The sequence below is a fragment of the Streptomyces sp. NPDC111744 genome, assembly GCF_055634995.1.
The window spans coordinates 244,306-262,742 of the sequence record NZ_JBVKCG010000012.1 but is presented as its reverse complement, the minus strand read 5'-3'; the positions used below and the strand labels follow the sequence as shown (position 1 = coordinate 262,742).

Annotated in this window: 15 protein-coding genes; 6 read left to right on the top strand and 9 right to left on the bottom strand. The window is 71.0% G+C overall.

The window, feature by feature from the left end; all coding sequences use genetic code 11:
- Positions 1-5: 5 nt before the first annotated feature.
- From ACZ7OO_RS26315 to ACZ7OO_RS26305, 3 genes are all read right to left on the bottom strand, one after another.
- A complete protein-coding gene (locus ACZ7OO_RS26315) occupies positions 6-929 on the bottom strand; it encodes an NAD-dependent epimerase/dehydratase family protein (RefSeq protein ID WP_471508234.1) in 924 nt (307 codons plus the stop codon).
- Positions 930-947: 18 nt separating this feature from the next.
- Entirely contained in the window at positions 948-3,704 is a 2,757-nt protein-coding gene (locus ACZ7OO_RS26310) for an alpha/beta fold hydrolase (protein ID WP_471508232.1), read from the bottom strand.
- A gap of 646 nt (positions 3,705-4,350) precedes the next feature.
- Positions 4,351-5,274, bottom strand: a complete 924-nt coding sequence (locus ACZ7OO_RS26305) for an LLM class F420-dependent oxidoreductase (RefSeq protein ID WP_471508230.1) — start codon at positions 5,272-5,274, stop codon at positions 4,351-4,353.
- A 240-nt stretch (positions 5,275-5,514) separates the two neighbouring features.
- Here ACZ7OO_RS26305 and ACZ7OO_RS26300 point away from each other — a divergent pair, with 240 nt between their 5' ends.
- A complete protein-coding gene (locus tag ACZ7OO_RS26300) occupies positions 5,515-5,673 on the top strand; it encodes a hypothetical protein (RefSeq protein WP_471508228.1) in 159 nt (52 codons plus the stop codon).
- A gap of 422 nt (positions 5,674-6,095) precedes the next feature.
- On the opposite strand, the gene ACZ7OO_RS26295 is transcribed toward ACZ7OO_RS26300, so the two are convergent.
- The 4 genes from ACZ7OO_RS26295 to ACZ7OO_RS26280 all read right to left on the bottom strand — a co-directional run bounded on the left by ACZ7OO_RS26295 (position 6,096) and on the right by ACZ7OO_RS26280 (position 9,463).
- Positions 6,096-6,554, bottom strand: a complete 459-nt coding sequence (locus ACZ7OO_RS26295; protein ID WP_352224872.1) for a DUF6099 family protein — start codon at positions 6,552-6,554, stop codon at positions 6,096-6,098.
- Positions 6,555-6,739: 185 nt separating this feature from the next.
- Positions 6,740-7,072 carry a nucleotide pyrophosphohydrolase gene (locus ACZ7OO_RS26290; protein WP_471508226.1) on the bottom strand — a complete coding sequence of 111 codons (333 nt, stop codon included), beginning with the start codon at positions 7,070-7,072 and terminating at the stop codon, positions 6,740-6,742.
- Positions 7,069-8,256 carry an AAA family ATPase gene (locus tag ACZ7OO_RS26285; protein WP_471508286.1) on the bottom strand — a complete coding sequence of 396 codons (1,188 nt, stop codon included), beginning with the start codon at positions 8,254-8,256 and terminating at the stop codon, positions 7,069-7,071. Before ACZ7OO_RS26285 ends, ACZ7OO_RS26290 begins: the two co-directional genes overlap by 4 nt.
- An 817-nt stretch (positions 8,257-9,073) precedes the next feature.
- Entirely contained in the window at positions 9,074-9,463 is a 390-nt protein-coding gene (locus ACZ7OO_RS26280; protein ID WP_471508224.1) for a cell division protein SepF, read from the bottom strand.
- A gap of 292 nt (positions 9,464-9,755) precedes the next feature.
- On the opposite strand from ACZ7OO_RS26280, the gene ACZ7OO_RS26275 reads away from it, so the two are divergent.
- Complete coding sequence (locus ACZ7OO_RS26275; protein ID WP_471508284.1) at positions 9,756-11,462, top strand: hypothetical protein; 1,707 nt, start codon at positions 9,756-9,758, stop codon at positions 11,460-11,462.
- A 38-nt stretch (positions 11,463-11,500) separates the two neighbouring features.
- Here ACZ7OO_RS26275 and ACZ7OO_RS26270 read toward each other — a convergent pair whose 3' ends face one another.
- Positions 11,501-12,016, bottom strand: coding sequence for a YceI family protein (locus tag ACZ7OO_RS26270; RefSeq protein WP_471508222.1), 516 nt, complete (start codon positions 12,014-12,016; stop codon positions 11,501-11,503).
- A 102-nt stretch (positions 12,017-12,118) separates the two neighbouring features.
- On the opposite strand from ACZ7OO_RS26270, the gene ACZ7OO_RS26265 reads away from it, so the two are divergent.
- From ACZ7OO_RS26265 to meaB, 4 genes are all read left to right on the top strand, one after another.
- Entirely contained in the window at positions 12,119-12,616 is a 498-nt protein-coding gene (locus tag ACZ7OO_RS26265) for a MarR family winged helix-turn-helix transcriptional regulator (RefSeq protein WP_471508220.1), read from the top strand.
- Between the two features lie 113 nt (positions 12,617-12,729).
- The gene (locus ACZ7OO_RS26260; RefSeq protein WP_471508218.1) at positions 12,730-14,535 is read left to right on the top strand and encodes a methylmalonyl-CoA mutase family protein; all 1,806 of its coding nucleotides are present in this window, start codon (positions 12,730-12,732) and stop codon (positions 14,533-14,535) included.
- On the top strand, positions 14,535-16,709 hold the full coding sequence (gene scpA, locus ACZ7OO_RS26255; protein ID WP_471508216.1) for a methylmalonyl-CoA mutase: 2,175 nt from the start codon (positions 14,535-14,537) through the stop codon (positions 16,707-16,709). The genes ACZ7OO_RS26260 and scpA overlap by 1 nt, the downstream gene beginning before the upstream one ends.
- Positions 16,706-17,692, top strand: a complete 987-nt coding sequence (meaB, locus tag ACZ7OO_RS26250; RefSeq protein ID WP_471508214.1) for a methylmalonyl Co-A mutase-associated GTPase MeaB — start codon at positions 16,706-16,708, stop codon at positions 17,690-17,692. Before scpA ends, meaB begins: the two co-directional genes overlap by 4 nt.
- Here meaB and ACZ7OO_RS26245 read toward each other — a convergent pair.
- Complete coding sequence (locus ACZ7OO_RS26245) at positions 17,680-18,426, bottom strand: sigma-70 family RNA polymerase sigma factor (protein WP_471508212.1); 747 nt, start codon at positions 18,424-18,426, stop codon at positions 17,680-17,682. The genes meaB and ACZ7OO_RS26245 overlap by 13 nt on opposite strands.
- Positions 18,427-18,437: the final 11 nt, after the last annotated feature.

Genomic DNA, 18,437 nt, shown 5'->3' with positions numbered 1-18,437 from the left:
GTGCCTCAGCCCTTAAGGTGGTCGGGATACAGCGCGGCCAGGGTCCTGCGGATGCCCTCGCGCCAGGGCACCTTGCACGGACCGGTGATCGAACGGCGCAGGGTCGGGTCGAACTGGTAGGTCTCGCGGGTGACCTCGCTCGGGACGAGGTTCGCCTCTACCCCGGTCAGCTCCTCCAGGTACCGGACGCAGTCGGTGATGCCCACCGACTCGTCGCCGCCCCAGTTGGTCAGGGTCACCGGCACACCGGCGGCGTTCCACAGGTGGGGGACCTGCTCGACGAGGTCGTCGGTGTACAGCAGGGAGCACCAGTTCTGTCCCTGGGCGGGCACCGGGATGGGTTCGCCGGCGAGCATCCGCTTGAAGTAGAGCATCGGGACACCGCCGTAACCGCCGGGCCCGTAGGCGATGTTGAGGCGGGCGATGACGGTGGGCAGGCGGAGGGTCTGGGCGAAGGCGCGGACGGTACCCTCGGCGGCGATCTTGACCACGGGGTAGGCGGGCAGCCAGTCGGCCCTGCCGTCCAGCGGGTCGGTCTCGGTGTACTTGTGGTCGAGGGTCTGGCGGGCGTACAGAGCGCCCGTGGACACGTAAAGGAACGCCTCGGCGGTACGGCAGTGGGTCATCAGGCGTCCCGCGGCGACCGAGTTGACCTCGACGGCCGCGTTGAAGTCACCGTCCTCGCCGCGCCGCACCGCCGAGTGGAAGACATGGGTGAAGTCCTCGGGCAGGCCCTTGAGGGAGCCGGCGCCGGTGTCGTCCATGTCCCAGCGGAAGGTGCGGACGCCGTGCCGGGTGAGGTCCTGCTCCGTGCCGGGGGTGCCGAAGCGGCCCAGCGCCCATACCTCGTTCTCCTGGGCCAGGGCCTTGGCCACCGGTCCGGCGACCTGTCCGGTGGCGCCGGTGACCAGGATCTTCTTGCCGTTCACTGATTCTCTCTCCTGTGGTCAGGCGTCGCCGAGGGCGCGGTCGAGTTCCTTGCGGAGGATGGACTGGAAGGTCGCCACGTGCCGCGGACCCATCAGGGTGTAGTGCTCGCCGGGTACGTCGATGTAGCGGTTGGCCTCGGTGGTGTGCTCGTCCCAGCGGCGCAGTTCGTTGTTGAGCCAGTCCTCCTTGGTGCCGCGCAGCGGGATGGCGTAGAAGACGCTCATCGAGCGGACCTTGCCGCCGGGGGCGTAGGTGCGGCCGAGGTTGGTGAGGCCGTCGGCGAGTTCCGCCCAGGCCCGGAACTTCTCGAACGTCAGGTCGAGTTCGGCGAGGCGGCCCTCGGGGGCGTGGTCGATGAAGTACGCCAGTTGCTCGTCCTTCGCCAAGTGGCGCACCTTGTCCGGGAGTTCGAGGGACTGCTTCTTGTCGATGAGTTCCAGGAAGAACGCCAGGTTGGCCGCGGTCTCCACGAAGTCCAGCTCGTCCATGCGGTACTTGATGTGCGGCGGCAGGTTGAAGCTGCCGACGAAGTCGACCCGTTCGCCCTGGTCCTGGAGCACCTTGGCGATCTCGAAGGCGACAGCACCGCCGTAGGAGTATCCGGCGACGGCGTAGGGGCCGTGCGGCTGCCGTGCGCGGATCGCCCGCACATAGGTGTCGACCATCTCGGCGAAGCTCTCGAAGGGGGTCTCCCCGGGGTTGAAGCCGCGGGCGCGCAGGGCGTAGAAGGGCCGGTCGCCGACGAAGTACTTGGCGAGGTTGACGAAGACGAGGACCTCGCCGACCCCGGGGTGGACGCAGAACAGCGGGGTCTTGTCGCCGTTGACCTGCATGGGCACGATCGGGTCGTACTCCTGCTCGCCGTTCGCGGCGCCGTCGAGGTGGGCGGCGAGGGCGCGGACCGTCGGGGCCCGCAGCACGGTGATGATCTGCAGGTCGGCCGCGCCGAGGCGCTGGGCGACCAGGGAGCGCAGCCGCAGGATGTCCAGTGAGGTTCCGCCGAGGTCGAAGAAGTTGGCGGTGGCGCTCAGCTTCTCCGGGTCGGTGTCGAACATCTCGGCGTAGATCCCGGCGAGGACCGTCTCGGTGTCGCCTTCGGGCGCGTTGTAGCCGCCGAGCCGGCGCAGCACCAGGTCGTCGACGGTGGCCCGGATCTCGTCGTACGCTCCCGCCTCCAGGCGTTTGCGCATGAGTGAGCGCTGGATCTTGCCGAGGCTGGTCTTGGGGAAGGCGTTCTCGGGCAGCGGCAGGATGAGGGCGGGCCGGAAGCCCCAGTGCATGACGACACTGCTGCGGACGGCGGTCAGCACCCGGTACAGGGCGAGTTCGTCGCCGTCGGCGCACTCCGGGTGGAAGGCGATCACCAGCTGCTCGGTGTCGCTGCCGGGGGCCCGGGTCGGGAAGGCGGCGACATAGGAGCGGGCCACGTCGTCGAGGCCTTCGAGAACCGACTCGATGTCGTGGCTGAAGTAGTTGACGCCATTGACGATGACGCTGTCCTTGCTGCGCCCGACCAGGGTGAGCCGGCCCTCGTCGAGGCGGCCGAGGTCGCCGCTGCGGAACCAGCCGTCGGGGGTGAAGGCGTCCCGGGTGGCCTGCTCGTTGTTGTGGTAACCGGCCGTGATCATCGGGCCGTTGAGCTGAAGCTCGCCCACCTCGCCCTCGGCCAGCTCGTGGTGGTCCTCCTCGTCGGCGATCCGGATGCGCAGTCCCTCGACGGGCCGGCCCAGGTTCGCGAACTCCTGGCCCTGGTCGGCGGCCGGGAACTCGACGGAGTAGATGCTGCCGGCGCAGGTCTCGGACATGCCGAAGGCGGGCCAGAGGGCGTCCGCGCGCAGGCCGTAGGGGGCGAAGCGGCTCAGGAAGGTCTCGCCGGTGGTGCGTACGACGGCCTCCCCGCCGCTGATGATGTGCCGCAGCCGGGACAGGTCGAGGCCCGCGCCGTCCTCCTCGTCGAGCCGGTCGGCCTGTGGATTGATCAGCCCCAGCAGGAAGTTGGGGGTGAAGGTCATGGTGACGCCGAAGCCGGATATCAGCCGCAGGAAGTTGAGCGGCTCCTGGAGGACGACGGGCGCCTCGACGTGCAGCTGGGTGCTGCCCGCGTACAGCGGCAGCATGTGGCACTCCAGCAGGGCGGCGACATGGTCGAAGGAGACCCAGTTGAGGGTGGTGTCCGTGCCGGTCAGCCGGTGGTAGCCGTTCTTGCCGGCCATGGAGGCGAGCAGATTGCCGTGCGAGAGCATCACGGCCTTGGAGTTGCCGGTGGAGCCGGAGGTCAGCACCAGGACGGCGGTGTCCTTCGGGTCGGCCTCGTGGAAGGCGTCGGCGGGCTCGGCGTACAGCTCCTCCAGGGCGACGACCGACAGGCCCTCGGTGCGCGGGAGTTCGGCGGCGAGGGTCTCGCTGGTGACGATCAGCGGGTGGTCCAGGAGGGTGTCGACATGGGCGAGCTGGGCGGCCCAGCGCTCCGGGTCGCCGCCGAGCGCGGCCATCGGGCAGGGCACGAAGCCGCCCAGCTGGCAGGCCCAGAACGCGGCGAGGAACTCCTTGGGCCGCTCCAGGAGCAGTACGGCCTTGTCGCCGGCGGTGAGCCCGCGCTCGCGCAGGCCGCCGAGCACGGACCGGGCCGCGTCGAGGAGTTCGGGATAGCTCTGGAAGGGTGCGTCGGGGTCGGTCGCGGTCCGGGGGTAGCGCAGCCCGGATGTGGCGTGGTTCCGGGCGGCGTCGCGCAGCAGGTCCACGATGGTGCGTGTGGTGGATACGGCTGTGGTCATGGCGATGCCTTCTCTTCCTGTCGCGTCGATGGCCGAGGTGTGGCGGCCGTGGACGGGTGGCGGCCAGGTTGCGGCCACGGGTGGTGGCCGAAACGCCGTGCCGGTACGGCGGGTCGAATGGCTTACGGCGCGCCGACCAAGGGCGTACGGCACACCGTTCAACTGAGGAAACCGGGCAGGTCAGCCGGGGAAACCGGGCAGGAAAAAAATCCGGGAAACCACACCGGAAGCGTGCACGCCCAGGCTCAGAGGAATCTACAAGGCATCACGACGGAACCTCGGAAACAGAAATCGAGCGTTCCGGAACATCGGGCAAGTACCTGTACATCGTCCCCCACCGACCAGGTCAGTACCGAGAGCCACGGCGCCGGAGCTCTGAATACCCGCCGAGAATAGAAACCTGCGCACCGAGTTGTCAAAGGACCCAGGAAAGCACAAAGTAAAAACCGGTTGGCGCAGGAAAGCACGGTACCTGCGACTCGCTCCCGCAAATCCACCACTTGCCCCTCGGCATTAAGTCCTGGAAGGCCCGGAATGGGGCGGGTGGAATTTTTTCTTACGGTCGGTGTCACTAATAGCGACGTACCGAAAAGCAACCGCCCCCGGCCCCGGTGACGGGGGCCGGGAGCGGCCGGGCCGGTCCGGGTTACGACAACTGCGACTGGACCTGGGCGGAGATCAGCTCCAGGTGGTCCAGGTCCGAGAGGTCGAGGACCTGGAGGTAGAAACGCTGCGAGCCGATCTCGGCGTAGCGGCCGATCTTGTCGACGACCTCGGCCGGGGTGCCGGCCAGGCCGTTCGCCTTCAGCTCGTCGACCTCACGGCCGATGGCGGCGGCGCGGCGGCCGACCTCCCGGTCGTCCTTGCCGACGCAGACCACGAGGGCGTTGGAGTACGTCAGGTCGTCACTCTTGCGGCCGGCGGCCTCGGCGGCGGCGCGCACCCGGCCGAACTGCGCCTCACTGTCCTCGATCGAGGCGAACGGCATGTTGAACTCGTCGGCGTACCGGGCGGTCAGCTTCGGGGTGCGGGTGGCGCCCTGACCGCCGATCAGCACCGGGATCCGCGCCTGGGCGGGCTTGGGCAGCGCGGGCGAGTCGGTCAGGTCGTAGTAGGTGCCGTGGAAGTCGAAGGTCTCGCCGAGCTTGGTCTCCCACAACCCGGTGACGATCGCCAGCTGCTCCTCCAGGCGGCCGAACTTCTCCTTCGGGAACGGGATGCCGTACGCCTTGTGCTCCTGCTCGAACCAGCCCGCGCCGAGGCCAAGTTCGACGCGGCCGCCGGACATCTGGTCGACCTGGGCGACCTGGATGGCGAGCACACCGGGCAGCCGGAAGGTGGCCGCGGTCATGAGGGTGCCGAGGCGGATCCGCTTGGTCTCGCGGGCGAGACCCGCCAGGGTGATCCAGGCGTCGGTGGGGCCGGGCAGGCCGTCTCCGTCGCCCATCTTCAGATAGTGGTCGGAGCGGAAGAAGGCGTCGAACCCGAGTTCCTCGGTCGCCTTGGCGACGGTGAGGAGGGTGTCGTAGCTCGCGCCCTGCTGTGGCTCGGTGAAGATGCGAAGGTCCATGCGTCCATCCTGCATGGCCGTGGCCCCGTCAACCGCATCGGCCCGAGCCGTGGCGTGCGTCCCCGCCAGGGTGAATGTCGTCAACGGCGGGTCGCGGGGCGGGGCCGGACCAGTGACCGGCCTCTGCGGTGATCGTTGGCTGGAGGGAGCCGGGCCGTCCGGCACCCGCGCCGGACGGTCCTCGCCGTCGCGCGTAGTCGTGGCCCGCCGACGGCGCGCCGGGGGGCCGAGGAGGCCGTCTTGTCCGAAAAGTCCGTTTCGCACCAGGGTGGCCCCACCGGTCAGCCGAAGGGGCTGCTCCAGCAGATGGAGGAACTCATGGCGGCGTTGAACGCGGATCTCTCCGCGCTGGACGCGGATCTGCAGCGGGCCCCGAAGGAAGAGGCCGACCCGAGGTAGGGCCTGTCGTGTCCTGATCGCCTCCCGGCCGGCCGCCGACGGCCCGTGCGCGTCCGGCGCCGCGGGCGGCTCGCCCAGCCGCCGGGGAAGATCGACGGGCAGATCAGCGGGCTGATGCCCGGCGGCGAGCCGTCGGCGCCAGGACCGCAGGTGCGAACTCGAACCGCCGCAGCCGCCGAGTGCACCCTGACGGAGCGGGACGGGTACGAAGACCTCCAGTCCTGGTGCAGGCAGCCCGAAGACGTGCCGCTGCCGCACGGGAGGTGCCCGCTCCTGGCCGGGCGCCGCCGGTGCACCTGTCACTGGCCGAAACGCCCAGGGGACGGTGAGACGCGGCACAGGTTCAACGGGACGGTCAGGTTGGTCAGTTCATCCTGACCGTGTGACCTGCACACTCTTCCGTTGCAGGCGGCGCCCGCCGTCTAGCCGTCGCGGACTTCCTCCCGTGCCGCCAGTTTGCGCAGCATCTCCAGCACCCGGTCCCGCGACTCGTCGGCCGCGTCGATGGCCTCCATGCACTGCCAGTACGTCGCCTCGTCGGCCGCGGCGCTGGCCATACCGACCAGCGTGATGCCGACCTCGCCCAGAAGTCCGCCGAGACTCAGCAGGGTCAGCCGCGCGTCGTCCAGTTCGGTGAGCTGGGCGGCACGCAGGGTGCCGGGGTCCAGGTCAGGGGCGCCCAGAATCCCGCAGCCCCGGCCCGCCAGCTCGGTCAGGCCGAGGGCCTCGCCGCGCAGTTCGGGTGGGCCGGAGACGGCCAGCCGGCTGCCGATCGCCTGGGCCAGGGCCTGGGCCTGCCACACCTCGGTCATCATTTCCGGTACGCCGGCGCCGCTCGCCAGCGCCCGTCTGCTCGCCACGATGAGCCGCATCGCGTCCATCCGTCGCCCCGTCCCCGTCGGTCCGAACTGCCTTGCAGCACTCAGTAGTTCACTACCCAGAGTGAGGGCATGTGAGACGTGGAGCCAGAGGAAGAGGGAAATCTGTGGACAACAATTCGGATTCGGGCGGGGTTTTGGCTACCGAGCGTTATCCCGGAGTATTGCACTTCCGCCGTGACCCTCCGTCAGGGGCGCGGGAAGCGCTTCTCGTTGCGCTCGATCTTGGCATCCAGTGCGGCCAGCGGGTCGATGTCCAGGACTCCGCAGAGCTGGAGCAGATAGGACAGGACGTCGGCGACCTCGTCAGTGACCTTGTGGGCGGTGTCGGGGTCGTCCATCACGCGGGAGGACTCCTCCGGGGTCAACCACTGGAAAATCTCGACCAGTTCGGATGCCTCCACGCTGAGGGCGGCCACCAGGTTCTTGGGCGTGTGGTACTGCTGCCAGTCGCGGGCGGCGGCGAACTCGGCCAGCCGGCGCTGGAGCTTCGCCACGTCGAGGGGTTCTTCGTCGGTCACGCGTCCAGATGTACCACTGTGATCGCCCCCGCTCCGACGGCCCAGGTCGCGTCGCTCACCGCGCCGACGAAGCGGATGTGGCCGCGCTCGCCCATCAGGACCGCCGTGCGCAGGAGTTCGGTGCGCTGGCGGGGGTCCAGGCAGCGGTCGAAGCCGTCGGCGAGGACGGTGAGGCTGCGCATCGCGTCGGGGACCTCGCCGGGTGCGTCGACCTCCAGGACGCCGGGGCCGGTGAAGAGGACCAGGGCGAGGGCGAGGTAGCGCAGCTCGCCGTCACCGAGCCGTTCCAGCTCCGAGCGGTGGCCGTCGCCGCGGTCGAGCAGCGCCCGTACCGTGCCGTCGCCGAGCGGCTCGGCGAGCAGGTCGGTCACGGGGCCGGCGCAGCCGGTGCGCACCGCGTCGACGAGCAGTCCGTGCCGGCGGCCGCATTCGGAGCGGGTGCGCCAGAGGACGTCGGCGAGGTTGTCGCAGCCTCGCAGCAACCGACCGGAGCCGACGAGAACCGGGGTGCGCATGCCCTCGGGCCGCGGATCACAGGCGAACACCGACCGCAGGGCGACGACCATCTGCTCGGCGGCGGCGAGGACCTGGCGCTGGCCGTCGGTCTTTCCGGCGACGCGCAGGGGCAGCAGGGCGGTGCCGAGCCGGTCGTCGGGCAGCGGGGCCCTGGTCACCGGGGAACTGCCCGCCGTGTGCCAGGCGGCCTGTACGGCCCGCCGCCCGGGGTCGCGCAGGGCCGTCTCCAGCAGCACGAGCCCGCCGGCGGTCAACCGCTCGCCGACGATGCGGAGTTCGGGCTCGGCCTGCACGGCGACATCGAGGCGTACGGGCCCTTCCGGGCCGTCGGCGGTACAGCCGATCCGAAACCCCCGCCGCCGTTGCGCATCGGGCCGCGCCCGTTCCGGCACCAGTGCGACAGGATCGGGAAACACCTCCGCGAGCGGGGCCCCGCCCCCCAGCCGTGCCAGCGCCTCATAGGCCGCGAGCACGGCGGACTTCCCACTCCCACTGGGCCCGGCGAAAAGAGTGACCCGCCCAAGCGGAAAACTCGCCCCCCGATGCCGAGCGAAGGCGGAGAGCCGAAGCTCGGTGACCCGGGGGCGGGGGTCGCGCCGGGGGGTGGCCACGGGGGCGGAGGGGACGGCAGGACCAGCGGAGGCACCGCCCGGGCGGCCGACCGACACGGGGCCGGACGGACCGTCGGCACGTACCACCACACCCGAAGCCGACACCGCAGAAGACACACCAGCAGAACCGGCACCCGAACCCACAACCGACACGGAACCAGACAAACCACCGGCACCTACCGCCGCACCCGAAGCCGACACCGCAGAAGACACACCAGCAGAACCGACACCCGAACCCACAACCGACACGGAACCAGACAAACCACCGGGGCATGCCGCCGCATGCCAAGCCGACGCGACGGCGGACGGATCGCCAGAACCGGCCCGACCGGCGGTCGGGAGGGCGGCCGACGAGCGAGCAGCCGGACCGCCGGCACGTGTCGCCGCGCGCGGAGCCGACGCGGTGGCGGGCCGACCGGCGGAACCGGTCTCCGAGGGCGCGGTCGGCACCGGGGCAGCCGCATCGCCGGACGCGGACCGCGTGGCCGATGCCGCGGCGGGTGGACCGGCGGGCTCCGCGGTCGGTGGTGCGGTGCGGGCGCGGGGCACGGTCTCCCGCGGTTCCGTGGGGGTAGCGGGGCGCGACCCGTGGGGGCGTTTGGGCCTGAGGCCGTCAGAGCCCGTCGAGGCACCCGACATCGCCGATAGCGGCGCGGCTTCGGGCGACGTCGGCGTGTCGTCTGGGGCGGAACCGGCGGGCGGAGAGTGGTGGGACGCGGGTGAGGCAGAGGGCACGGGCATATGCGGACCGTAGGGCTCCGGCCGACCGGTGAACCGTTCCGCCGTCGGGACCTTCCTACGATCGGGGGACGAGCGCGCAGCCACCCCATGACCGATGCCCCGACCGAGGGCCGAGCCGGAGACGGTGCTCCCCTCAGCCGCCCGAGACCCCCGCCCCCTCCATCAGCCCGCTGACCTCCGTGCCGGGCGGGGTGAGGAGGAAGACGTTGCGGTCCACCCGGTGCATCCCGCTGGCCAGGCCGAAGACGACGCCCGTGCTGAAGTCGAGGACGCGCTTGGCGACCTCCGTCTCCGCACCGGTAAGGTCGAGCAGCACCGGTACACCCGCCATCAGCGTCTCGGCGACCTCACGCGCGTCGGCGAAGACATTCACCCGCAGCACGACGAAACGGCGCCGCGTCTCGGTCTCCGCGTCCGGCAGCGACCGGTGGCTCACGGCCGACGGCCAGGCGTCACGGCCCCGCAGCGGCACGACCTGGGCGAGCCCCTCCCACTGTTCATCGGTGACGTCGTAACGGCTCACCGGCTCCCCCTGACCTGACTTGCGTTCGATGCCTGCACCAGCCAATTCTTACGCCAAGTCACCCGTTCGGCCCAACAGCGACACGAAGCGCGAACGCGCGTGGGCACCCATGCGAAGAAAGAGTGATCTTGTCACTATTCACGCGATTGCCGCGCATTGGGGGCTTCTTACCGCCCTCACACCGGACTCTTCTCCTCCAGCCATGCTCCGCTCACCGCCCGGGGTTAGCGTCCGGTGCGTGCACTTGGCAGAAACACAGCAGGTGACACCCGGCCGGCGGACGCTGTCGGCGGTGTCCGCCGCTCCGGGAGACCTCACAGACCTCGGGGCCCCGGCGCCGTGGCACCGCGTCCTGACCCTCCTCTCCGACATCGGTCTGTTCATCGGCACCCGCTCCATCTGGGCGCAGGCGGCGACGCACCACCTGGTCATGGCGGCCCTGATCTCGGTCTGCTACGTCTCGATCCTGGTGACCGGCGTACTGACGCTGACGGTCCGCAGGACCCGGTCGCTGGCCCGCCTCGACCTGGTGGTCCTGGTCACGGCGGTCACCCTCGCCCTGTGCGCCTGGGCACTGAACCACAACGGCGGCGACGAGGGCGTCCTCACCACCCAGGCCGCCAAGGAACTCGTCGCGGGGCACACCGTCTACGGGCAGGCCTGGCCCTGGCTGTTCCACGGCACGGGCATCGCCCTCACGCCGACGATAGGCGGCGGCTACGACTTCACGTACGGCTATCCCCCGCTGGCCCCGCTGCTCACCGTCCCGCTGCTGTGGCTGGGCCACTCCGGCGCCCCGGCGACGGCGGTGTGCACGGGCGCGCTGATCGCCGGCACGATCACGCTGTGGCGGATGCTCCCGCTGCCGTGGCGGTCGACGGCGACGCTGGCGTGTCTGGGCTTCGGTTTCCTGCCGTCGTACGCCCGGGTCGGCTATCCGGCGATCATCGGGCTCGCCCTGCTGATCCCGGTGGTGGTGCGCTGGCCGCGGATCGGCGCGGGCGGCCGGCTGGGCACGGCGGGGGTCGCCCGGGCGGCGTGCCTGGGCGCCGCGTGTGCGGCGCAGCAGCTGCCGTGGTTCGTCACGCCGTTCCTGCTGGCCGGGATCTACGCGGTGCGGCGCGGGGAGCTGGGCGGCCGGGCCGCCGCTCTGGTGGTGCTGCGGATCGTCGGCGTCGCCGTCGCGGTCTGGCTGCTGATCAACATGTACTTCATCGTGTCCGAGCCCGGCCGCTGGCTGGGCGGGATCGCGCTGCCGCTGACCCAGGGCGCCGTGGTGCACGGCCAGGGCCTGGTGGACGTCACGCTGTACTTCACGAACGGCAGTGACCGCATCGACTGGTACTCGCACGCGAGCATGCTGCTCGCGGCGGCCCTGCTCGCCCTGTTCGTGCTGTTCGTACGGCGCCTCGGCCCGGCCGCGACCGTGCTGCCCTGGCTCGCCTTCTTCCTGGCGACCCGCTCACAGGACGGCTACTACCTGCTGATGACCCCGCTGTGGCTGGCGGCGGCCGTCACCGCACCCCTGTCGGAGTTCGGGCACGCCTGGCAGCCGCGCCCGGCCTTCCTGACCGGGTCCCGCCGCCGACCCGTCCTGGTCGGGACGGTCGTCCTGCTGTTCGTGCCGGCGCTGGTGAGCGCCGGCCTCGCGGTGTCCGGCAGGCCACCGCTGCGGATGGAGATCACCACCCTGCGCCGGGCCAAGCAGTCGACAGCTGTGGTCCGGGCGATGACGCTGAAGGTGGTCAACACGGGGAGCGTCCCGCTCACCCCGCACTACACCCTCACCACCGGCCAGGGCATGAGCAGGTACTGGCTGCTGGTGCGGGGTCCGGCGACGATTCCCGCGCACGGCACGGCGAGCGTGGAACTCAAGCCGCCGAACGGCCGGTTCGGCATCCCCGCCAAGCCGAGCACCCGGATCCGGCTGCGCGCCTTCACGGCGGATCCGCAGACCCTGTCCAGCAAGGACGTCAAGCTGCGCAGGACGGCCGGATAGCCGGTCACGCGAAACCCCTCAGATCACAGGAGAGTCGGTCAGGCAGTCACACGCGTGAAGCGGAGGGTGGCGGCCACCGTGGTCGGCCCGCCCATCATGCGCATCTGGTTGAAGGTGACCCCGAACTCCTCGCGCACCACCGTGAACTCGGCCTGAAGCGTCAGTCCGTCGGCGTCGGCCGAGACCAGCTTCGCGGTGACCTGCTGCGGCCTGCTGACGCCCCGGACGGTCAGCTGACCGTCGACGTGCACCACGTCACCCGCGCGCCGCTCGGCACCGCGCACCGCGAAGGTGATCTCCGGGTGGTTGGCGGCGTCGAAGAAGTCGGCCGAGCGGAGATGGTCGTCCCGCTTCTTGTTCCTGGTGTCGAGGGAGGCCGCGTCTATCGCCAGCGCGCCCGTGGCGGTGCCGTCGGCGGCGACCTCGCCCCGGCCGGTGACGCCCGTGAAGGTGCCCTTGACGGTCACCAGGCCCCAGACGGACTTGTGCCGTACGGCGACGGTGGAGGCGGTCGGGTCGAGCTGCCAGAGGCCGGTTTCCACGGTGACGGTCATGGCCGTACTCCCATCGAGTAGTGGTCCGAGTTATGGTCCAAATTTGGATGACCATCACGCTAGCCCACTATTCAAATTTGGACAACAGGTAGACTCGATGCCATGACGGCCTCCCAGGAACACCCCGCAGAGCTGCCCGAATGCCCGTCCGTCACAGGCGGCGGACTGCTCCCCGGCGAACTGCGCGCCTGGATGCTGCTGCTGGCCGCGACGGGGGCGGTGGAGCAGCGGCTGCGGTCGGTCGTGAAGGAGACGCTGGACGTCTCCCACGACGAGTTCCTGATCCTGTGTCTGCTGGCCGAGCAACCGAGCGAGGGCCTGCGCATGACCCGGATCGCCGAGCTGCTGGGCCGCCCCAAGACCCGCCTCACCTACCAGATCGCCTGCCTCCAGCACGCCGGCCTGGTCACCCGCAAGGCCGTCTGCGGTGACAAGCGGGGCGTCGAGGTGGCCCTCACCGACAAGGCCCGGGGCCTCCTCGGTGACGCCTCCGCCACCCTCGCGGAGACGGTCGGGCAGGCGTTCACTCACGTCATCGGACCGGAACAGCGCGAGGCCCTGTGCGCGCTCGTGCCGAAGCTCGCCGACGGCACGGACTGACCGCACGAATCCGGTCACTTCACCCGGGAGAGGCTCAGGTCACAACCACGGAGAGGGCAAGGTCACAGCCCCGTCACCCGTGCACTTTTGGCGCTCTGCCCTAGCATCCGAGCATGACGGTCCTGCCTGACGACGGGCTCTCACTGGCCGCCGAGTTCCCTGACGCGACACACGAGCAGTGGCAACGCCTCGTGGAGGGTGTGCTGCGCAAGTCGGGCAGGGAAGTCTCGGGCGAGGCCGCTGAGGAAGCTCTGTCCACGACGCTGGAGGACGGGCTGCGTACCCGTCCCCTCTACACCGCGCGCGACACGGCGCCCGACCCCGGCCTGCCCGGCTTCGCGCCGTATGTGCGCGGCGGACGGCCCGAGGTCGGCACCGCGGGCGGCTGGGACATAAGGCAGCGGCACGTGGCAGCACACGACGGCGCGGTCCTCGCCGATCTGGAGAACGGCGTCACCTCGCTCTGGCTGATCGTCGGCCAAGGCGGTATCCCGGTGTCCGGCCTCGCCCGCGCCCTCGACGGTGTCTACCTCGACCTGGCTCCGGTCGCACTCGACGCCGGCCGTGAGGTGGCGGAGGCGGCCGCCGAGCTGTTCCGGCTCTACGACGAGAAGGGCGTCGACCCCAAGGCCGTACGCGGCAACCTGGGCGCCGACCCGCTGGGGTTCGAGGCGCGTACCGGTGAGTCCCTGGCCTATGCCCCCGTCGCCGAGCTGGCGAAGCGGTGCGCCGAGGAGTTCCCGGGGCTGCGTGCGCTGACCGTGGACGCGCTGCCGTACCACGAGGCGGGCGGCTCGGCCGGCCAGGAGCTGGGCGCCTCGCTGGCCACCGGGGTGGCCTACCTGCGAGATCTGACCGAAGCCGGGCTGGGCATCGAACAGGCCCTCGGACAGCTGGAGTTCCGGTACGCGGCGACCGCCGACCAGTTCCTCACGATCGCCAAGCTGCGCGCCGCGCGCCGACTGTGGGCGCGGGTCGCCGAGGTCAGCGGGGCGCCCGACGCGGGCGCCCAGGTGCAGCACGCCGTCACCTCGCCGGTGATGATGAGCCGCCGCGACCCGTGGGTGAACATGCTGCGCACCACGGTCGCCACGCTCGCGGCCGGGGTCGGCGGCGCCGACTCGGTCACCGTACTGCCGTTCGACCACGCGCTGGGCCTGCCGGACGCGTTCGCCCGCCGGATCGCCCGCAACACCTCCACGATCCTGGTCGAGGAGTCACATCTGGCCCGGGTGATCGACCCGGCGGGCGGCTCCTGGTACGTGGAGCGGCTCACCGACGAACTCGCCCACGCCGGCTGGGAGTTCTTCCGGTCCATCGAGCGGGACGGCGGCCAGGCGGCCGTGCTGCGCTCGGGCCGGCTGCGCACCGACCTCGCGACGACCTGGGCGGAGCGCTCCAAGAAGCTCGCCAAGCGCCGCGAACCCATCACCGGCGTCAGCGAGTTCCCGAACCTGGCCGAGAAGCCGCCGGTGCGCGAGCCCGCGCCCGAGCTTCCGTCCGGCGGGCTCCCCCGGGTGCGCCGGGACGAGGCGTACGAGGAACTGCGCGCCCGCTCGGACGCCCACCTCGCGGCGACCGGCGCCCGCCCCCGGATCTACCTGGCGACGATCGGCCCGGCCGCCGCGTACACCGCGCGTGCCGGCTTCGCCGCCAACCTCTTCCAGGCCGGTGGCGTCGAACCCGTCACCGAGGGCCGCTTCGAGGAGAGCGGCGCCGCCGAGGCGGTGCTCTGCTCCAGCGACGCGCTCTACACCGAACAGGCCGAGGAGACGGCCCGGTCGCTGAAGGCGGCCGGTGCCGCTCACGTGTTCCTCGCGGGCCGGGGCGAGTACGCCGGCGTCGACGCGTACGTCTTCGCGGGCTGCGACGCCGTGGCCGTGCTGTCCGAGACCCTTGACCGCATGGGAGTGTCCTGATGGGAATCCCCGACTTCTCCGGCATCGAGCTGGGGACCCCCGTCACCGAGGGCGGTGACGCGCAGTGGCGTACGGCCGTCAAGCACGCCACCGGCTCCGAGGCCCCGGTGTGGGAGACCCCGGAGGGCATCGGGGTCAAGCCGCTCTACACCGGCCGTGACCTGGAGGGCCTGGACTTCCTCGGGACGTACCCGGGCATCGCGCCGTATCTGCGCGGCCCTTACCCGACGATGTACGTCAACCAGCCCTGGACCATCCGCCAGTACGCGGGCTTCTCCACGGCCGAGGAGTCCAACGCCTTCTACCGGCGCAACCTCGCGGCCGGGCAGAAGGGCCTCTCGGTCGCCTTCGACCTGCCCACCCACCGGGGTTACGACAGCGACCACCCGCGGGTGACCGGCGACGTCGGCATGGCGGGCGTGGCCATCGACTCCATCTACGACATGCGCCAGCTGTTCGACGGGATCCCCCTCGACAAGATGACCGTGTCGATGACGATGAACGGCGCCGTGCTGCCGGTGCTCGCGCTGTACATCGTGGCGGCGGAGGAACAGGGCGTACCGCCCGAGAAGCTGGCCGGGACCATCCAGAACGACATCCTCAAGGAGTTCATGGTCCGCAACACCTACATCTATCCGCCGAAGCCGTCGATGCGGATCATCTCCGACATCTTCGCCTTCACCTCGCAGCGGATGCCCCGCTACAACTCGATCTCCATCTCCGGCTACCACATCCAGGAGGCCGGTGCCACGGCCGACCTGGAGCTGGCGTACACGCTCGCGGACGGCGTCGAGTACATCCGGGCGGGTCGCGAAGCCGGCCTGGACGTGGACGCGTTCGCGCCCCGGCTCTCCTTCTTCTGGGCGATCGGCATGAACTTCTTCATGGAGATCGCCAAGCTGCGGGCGGCCAGGCTCCTTTGGGCGAAGCTGGTCGGCCAGTTCGAGCCGCAGAACACCAAGTCCCTGTCTCTGCGCACCCATTCGCAGACCTCGGGCTGGTCGCTGACCGCGCAGGACGTCTTCAACAACGTCACGCGGACGTGCGTGGAGGCGATGGCGGCGACCCAGGGCCACACCCAGTCGCTGCACACGAACGCCCTCGACGAGGCGCTCGCCCTGCCCACCGACTTCTCGGCGCGTATCGCCCGCAACACCCAGCTGCTGATCCAGCAGGAGTCGGGGACGACGAGGGTCATCGATCCGTGGGGCGGCAGCGCCTACGTGGAGCGGCTGACGTACGACCTCGCCCGCAAGGCCTGGGCGCACATCCAGGAGGTCGAGCAGGCGGGCGGTATGGCGCAGGCCATCGACGCGGGTATCCCCAAGCTGCGCGTGGAGGAGGCGGCCGCGCGGACGCAGGCGCGGATCGACTCCGGGCGGCAGCCGGTGATCGGCGTCAACAAGTACCGGGTGGAGACCGACGAGGCGATCGACGTCCTCAAGGTGGACAACTCCTCGGTGCGCGCCCAGCAGATCGAGAAGCTGCGGCGGCTGCGGGCGGAGCGGGACGAGACGGCGTGCCGGGACGCGCTCGACGCGCTGACCCGGGCGGCCGACGGCGAGGGCAACCTGCTGGAGCTGGCCGTGAACGCGGCTCGCGCCAAGGCGACCGTGGGCGAGATCTCCGACGCCCTGGAGAAGGTCTACGGCCGGCACGCCAGCCAGATCCGTACGATCTCCGGTGTGTACCGCAACGAAGCCGGTGAGTCCCCGAACGTGGACCGCACCCGGGCCCTGGTCGACGCATTCGACGAGGCCGAGGGGCGGCGGCCGCGCATCCTGGTCGCCAAGATGGGCCAGGACGGCCATGACCGCGGCCAGAAGGTGATCGCCACCGCCTTCGCCGACCTCGGCTTCGACGTCGACGTCGGCCCGCTGTTCCAGACCCCGGAGGAGGTCGCCCGCCAGGCGGTGGAGGCGGACGTCCACGTGGTCGGCGTGTCCTCGCTGGCGGCCGGCCACCTCACCCTCGTACCGGCGCTGCGCGAGCGGCTCGCCGAGGAGGGCCGGGCGGACATCATGGTCGTGGTCGGCGGTGTCATCCCGCCGCAGGACGTGCCGACCCTCCTGGAGATGGGCGCCACGGCCGTGTTCCCGCCCGGGACGGTGATCCCCGACGCGGCCTACGACCTGGTGAAGCGGCTGTCGGCGGAACTCGGGCACGACCTGTGATCGATGTCGACGCCTATGTGAAGGGTGTACTCGACGGGAGGCGGGCGGTCATCGCCCGCGCGATCACCCTCGTCGAGTCCACCCGGCCACAACACCGGGCGCTGGCACAGGAATTGCTTACCGAGCTGCTTCCGCACGGCGGCCGGGCGCGGCGTATCGGCATCAGCGGGGTGCCGGGCGTGGGGAAGTCGACGTTCATCGACGCGTTCGGCACTCTGCTGACGGGGCTGGGTCATCGGGTGGCCGTCCTCGCCGTGGACCCGTCCTCCACCCGCACGGGCGGCTCGATCCTGGGCGACAAGACGCGGATGGAGCGGCTGGCGGTCGACCCGAACGCCTTCGTCCGCCCCTCCCCCAGCGCGGGCACCCTCGGTGGGGTCACGAAGGCGACCCGGGAGTCGATGGTGGTCATGGAGGCCGCCGGGTACGACGTGATCCTGGTCGAGACCGTCGGCGTCGGGCAGTCCGAGACGGCGGTCGCCGACATGGTCGACTCCTTCCTGCTGCTCAGCCTGGCCCGCACCGGCGATCAGCTCCAGGGCATCAAGAAGGGCGTCCTGGAGCTGGCCGACGTCATCGCCGTCAACAAGGCGGACGGCCCGCACGAGCGTGACGCGCGGTCCGCGGCACGGGAGTTGGCGGGCGCGCTGCGCCTGATGCACGGCAAGGACGCCTTCTGGACGCCACCGGTGCTGAGCTGCAGCGCGCGGGAGTCGACCGGGCTCGAGCTGGTCTGGGAGCGGCTGGAGCAGCACCGGGCGCTGCTGGAGTCGACGGGGCGGCTCGCGGACAAACGCCGTGAGCAGCAGGTCGGCTGGACCTGGTCGATGGTGCGGGACGAGCTGCTCGGCCGACTGTCCGCCCATCCGGCGGTGCGCGCGGCCGCCCCCGGCCTCGAACGACAGGTCAGGGACGGCACATTGACGGCGACGCTGGCCGCCGAGCGCATCCTGAAGGCCTTCGAGGGGCCTCAGGACAACTGACCCCGGAGCGCCTCGCGGGCCCGGGCCACCCGGGAGCGGACCGTGCCCACGGGGCAGTCGCTGACCTCCGCGGCCTCCGCGTACGGCAGCCCGACCAGCTGGGTGAGGACGAACGCCTCCCGCCGCTCGTCGGGCAGTGCCGCCAGCAGGTCAAGCAGCGCGACCCCGTCGTCGAAGCCGGGCAGCCCGCACGGCTGGGCCCGCTCGACGGCGAGTTGCCAGTCGGGGACGTCCGCCGGTCGCGGCCGGGCGGCGGCGTACCGGTGACTGTCCACGACCGCCCGGCGGGCGATCGACAGCAGCCAGGACCTGGCCGAACAGCGGCCCTCGAAGCGGTGCAGGCTGCCCAGCGCACGCAGGAACGTGTCCTGGGCGAGGTCGTCGACGGCCTGCGGGTCGGCGCACAGATGGGCGACGTAACGCAGCACAGTGATCGCGTGGATGAGGAGCAGCAGCCGCGGCGCCCGGTCCGAGCGGCGGCGGAGCGGGTGGGGGCGCGGGCGCTCGGGTGTGGCGGGCAGGGCGAGCAGCAGCCGCAGGGGTGCGGTGAGGCGGCCGGCGACGGCCCGCAGGATGCGGAAGGCGGCCCGTTCGCCGTGGCCGAGCCACAGTCCGCACAGCAGTGCGGCGAGGAGGTGGGCGGCGAACATGCCGGTGGAGGCCGTGCCGCCGGTGCCGAAGCCGAGGTATGCGAGGGGAGCCAGGTGGGTGGGGCCCATGTGCATGCCTGCCATGTCAACCGGCC

Bases quoted from the DNA above. Each gene is read 5' to 3' on its own strand.
- scpA (WP_471508216.1), top strand. From the start codon at position 14,535: ATGGGAATCCCCGACTTCTCCGGCATCGAGCTGGGGACCCCCGTCACC.
- ACZ7OO_RS26295 (WP_352224872.1), bottom strand. From the start codon at position 6,554: ATGGACGCGATGCGGCTCATCGTGGCGAGCAGACGGGCGCTGGCGAGC.
- ACZ7OO_RS26245 (WP_471508212.1), bottom strand. From the start codon at position 18,426: ATGGCAGGCATGCACATGGGCCCCACCCACCTGGCTCCCCTCGCATAC.
- ACZ7OO_RS26260 (WP_471508218.1), top strand. From the start codon at position 12,730: ATGACGGTCCTGCCTGACGACGGGCTCTCACTGGCCGCCGAGTTCCCT.
- ACZ7OO_RS26305 (WP_471508230.1), bottom strand. From the start codon at position 5,274: ATGGACCTTCGCATCTTCACCGAGCCACAGCAGGGCGCGAGCTACGAC.
- ACZ7OO_RS26265 (WP_471508220.1), top strand. From the start codon at position 12,119: ATGACGGCCTCCCAGGAACACCCCGCAGAGCTGCCCGAATGCCCGTCC.
- ACZ7OO_RS26270 (WP_471508222.1), bottom strand. From the start codon at position 12,016: ATGACCGTCACCGTGGAAACCGGCCTCTGGCAGCTCGACCCGACCGCC.
- ACZ7OO_RS26310 (WP_471508232.1), bottom strand. From the start codon at position 3,704: ATGACCACAGCCGTATCCACCACACGCACCATCGTGGACCTGCTGCGC.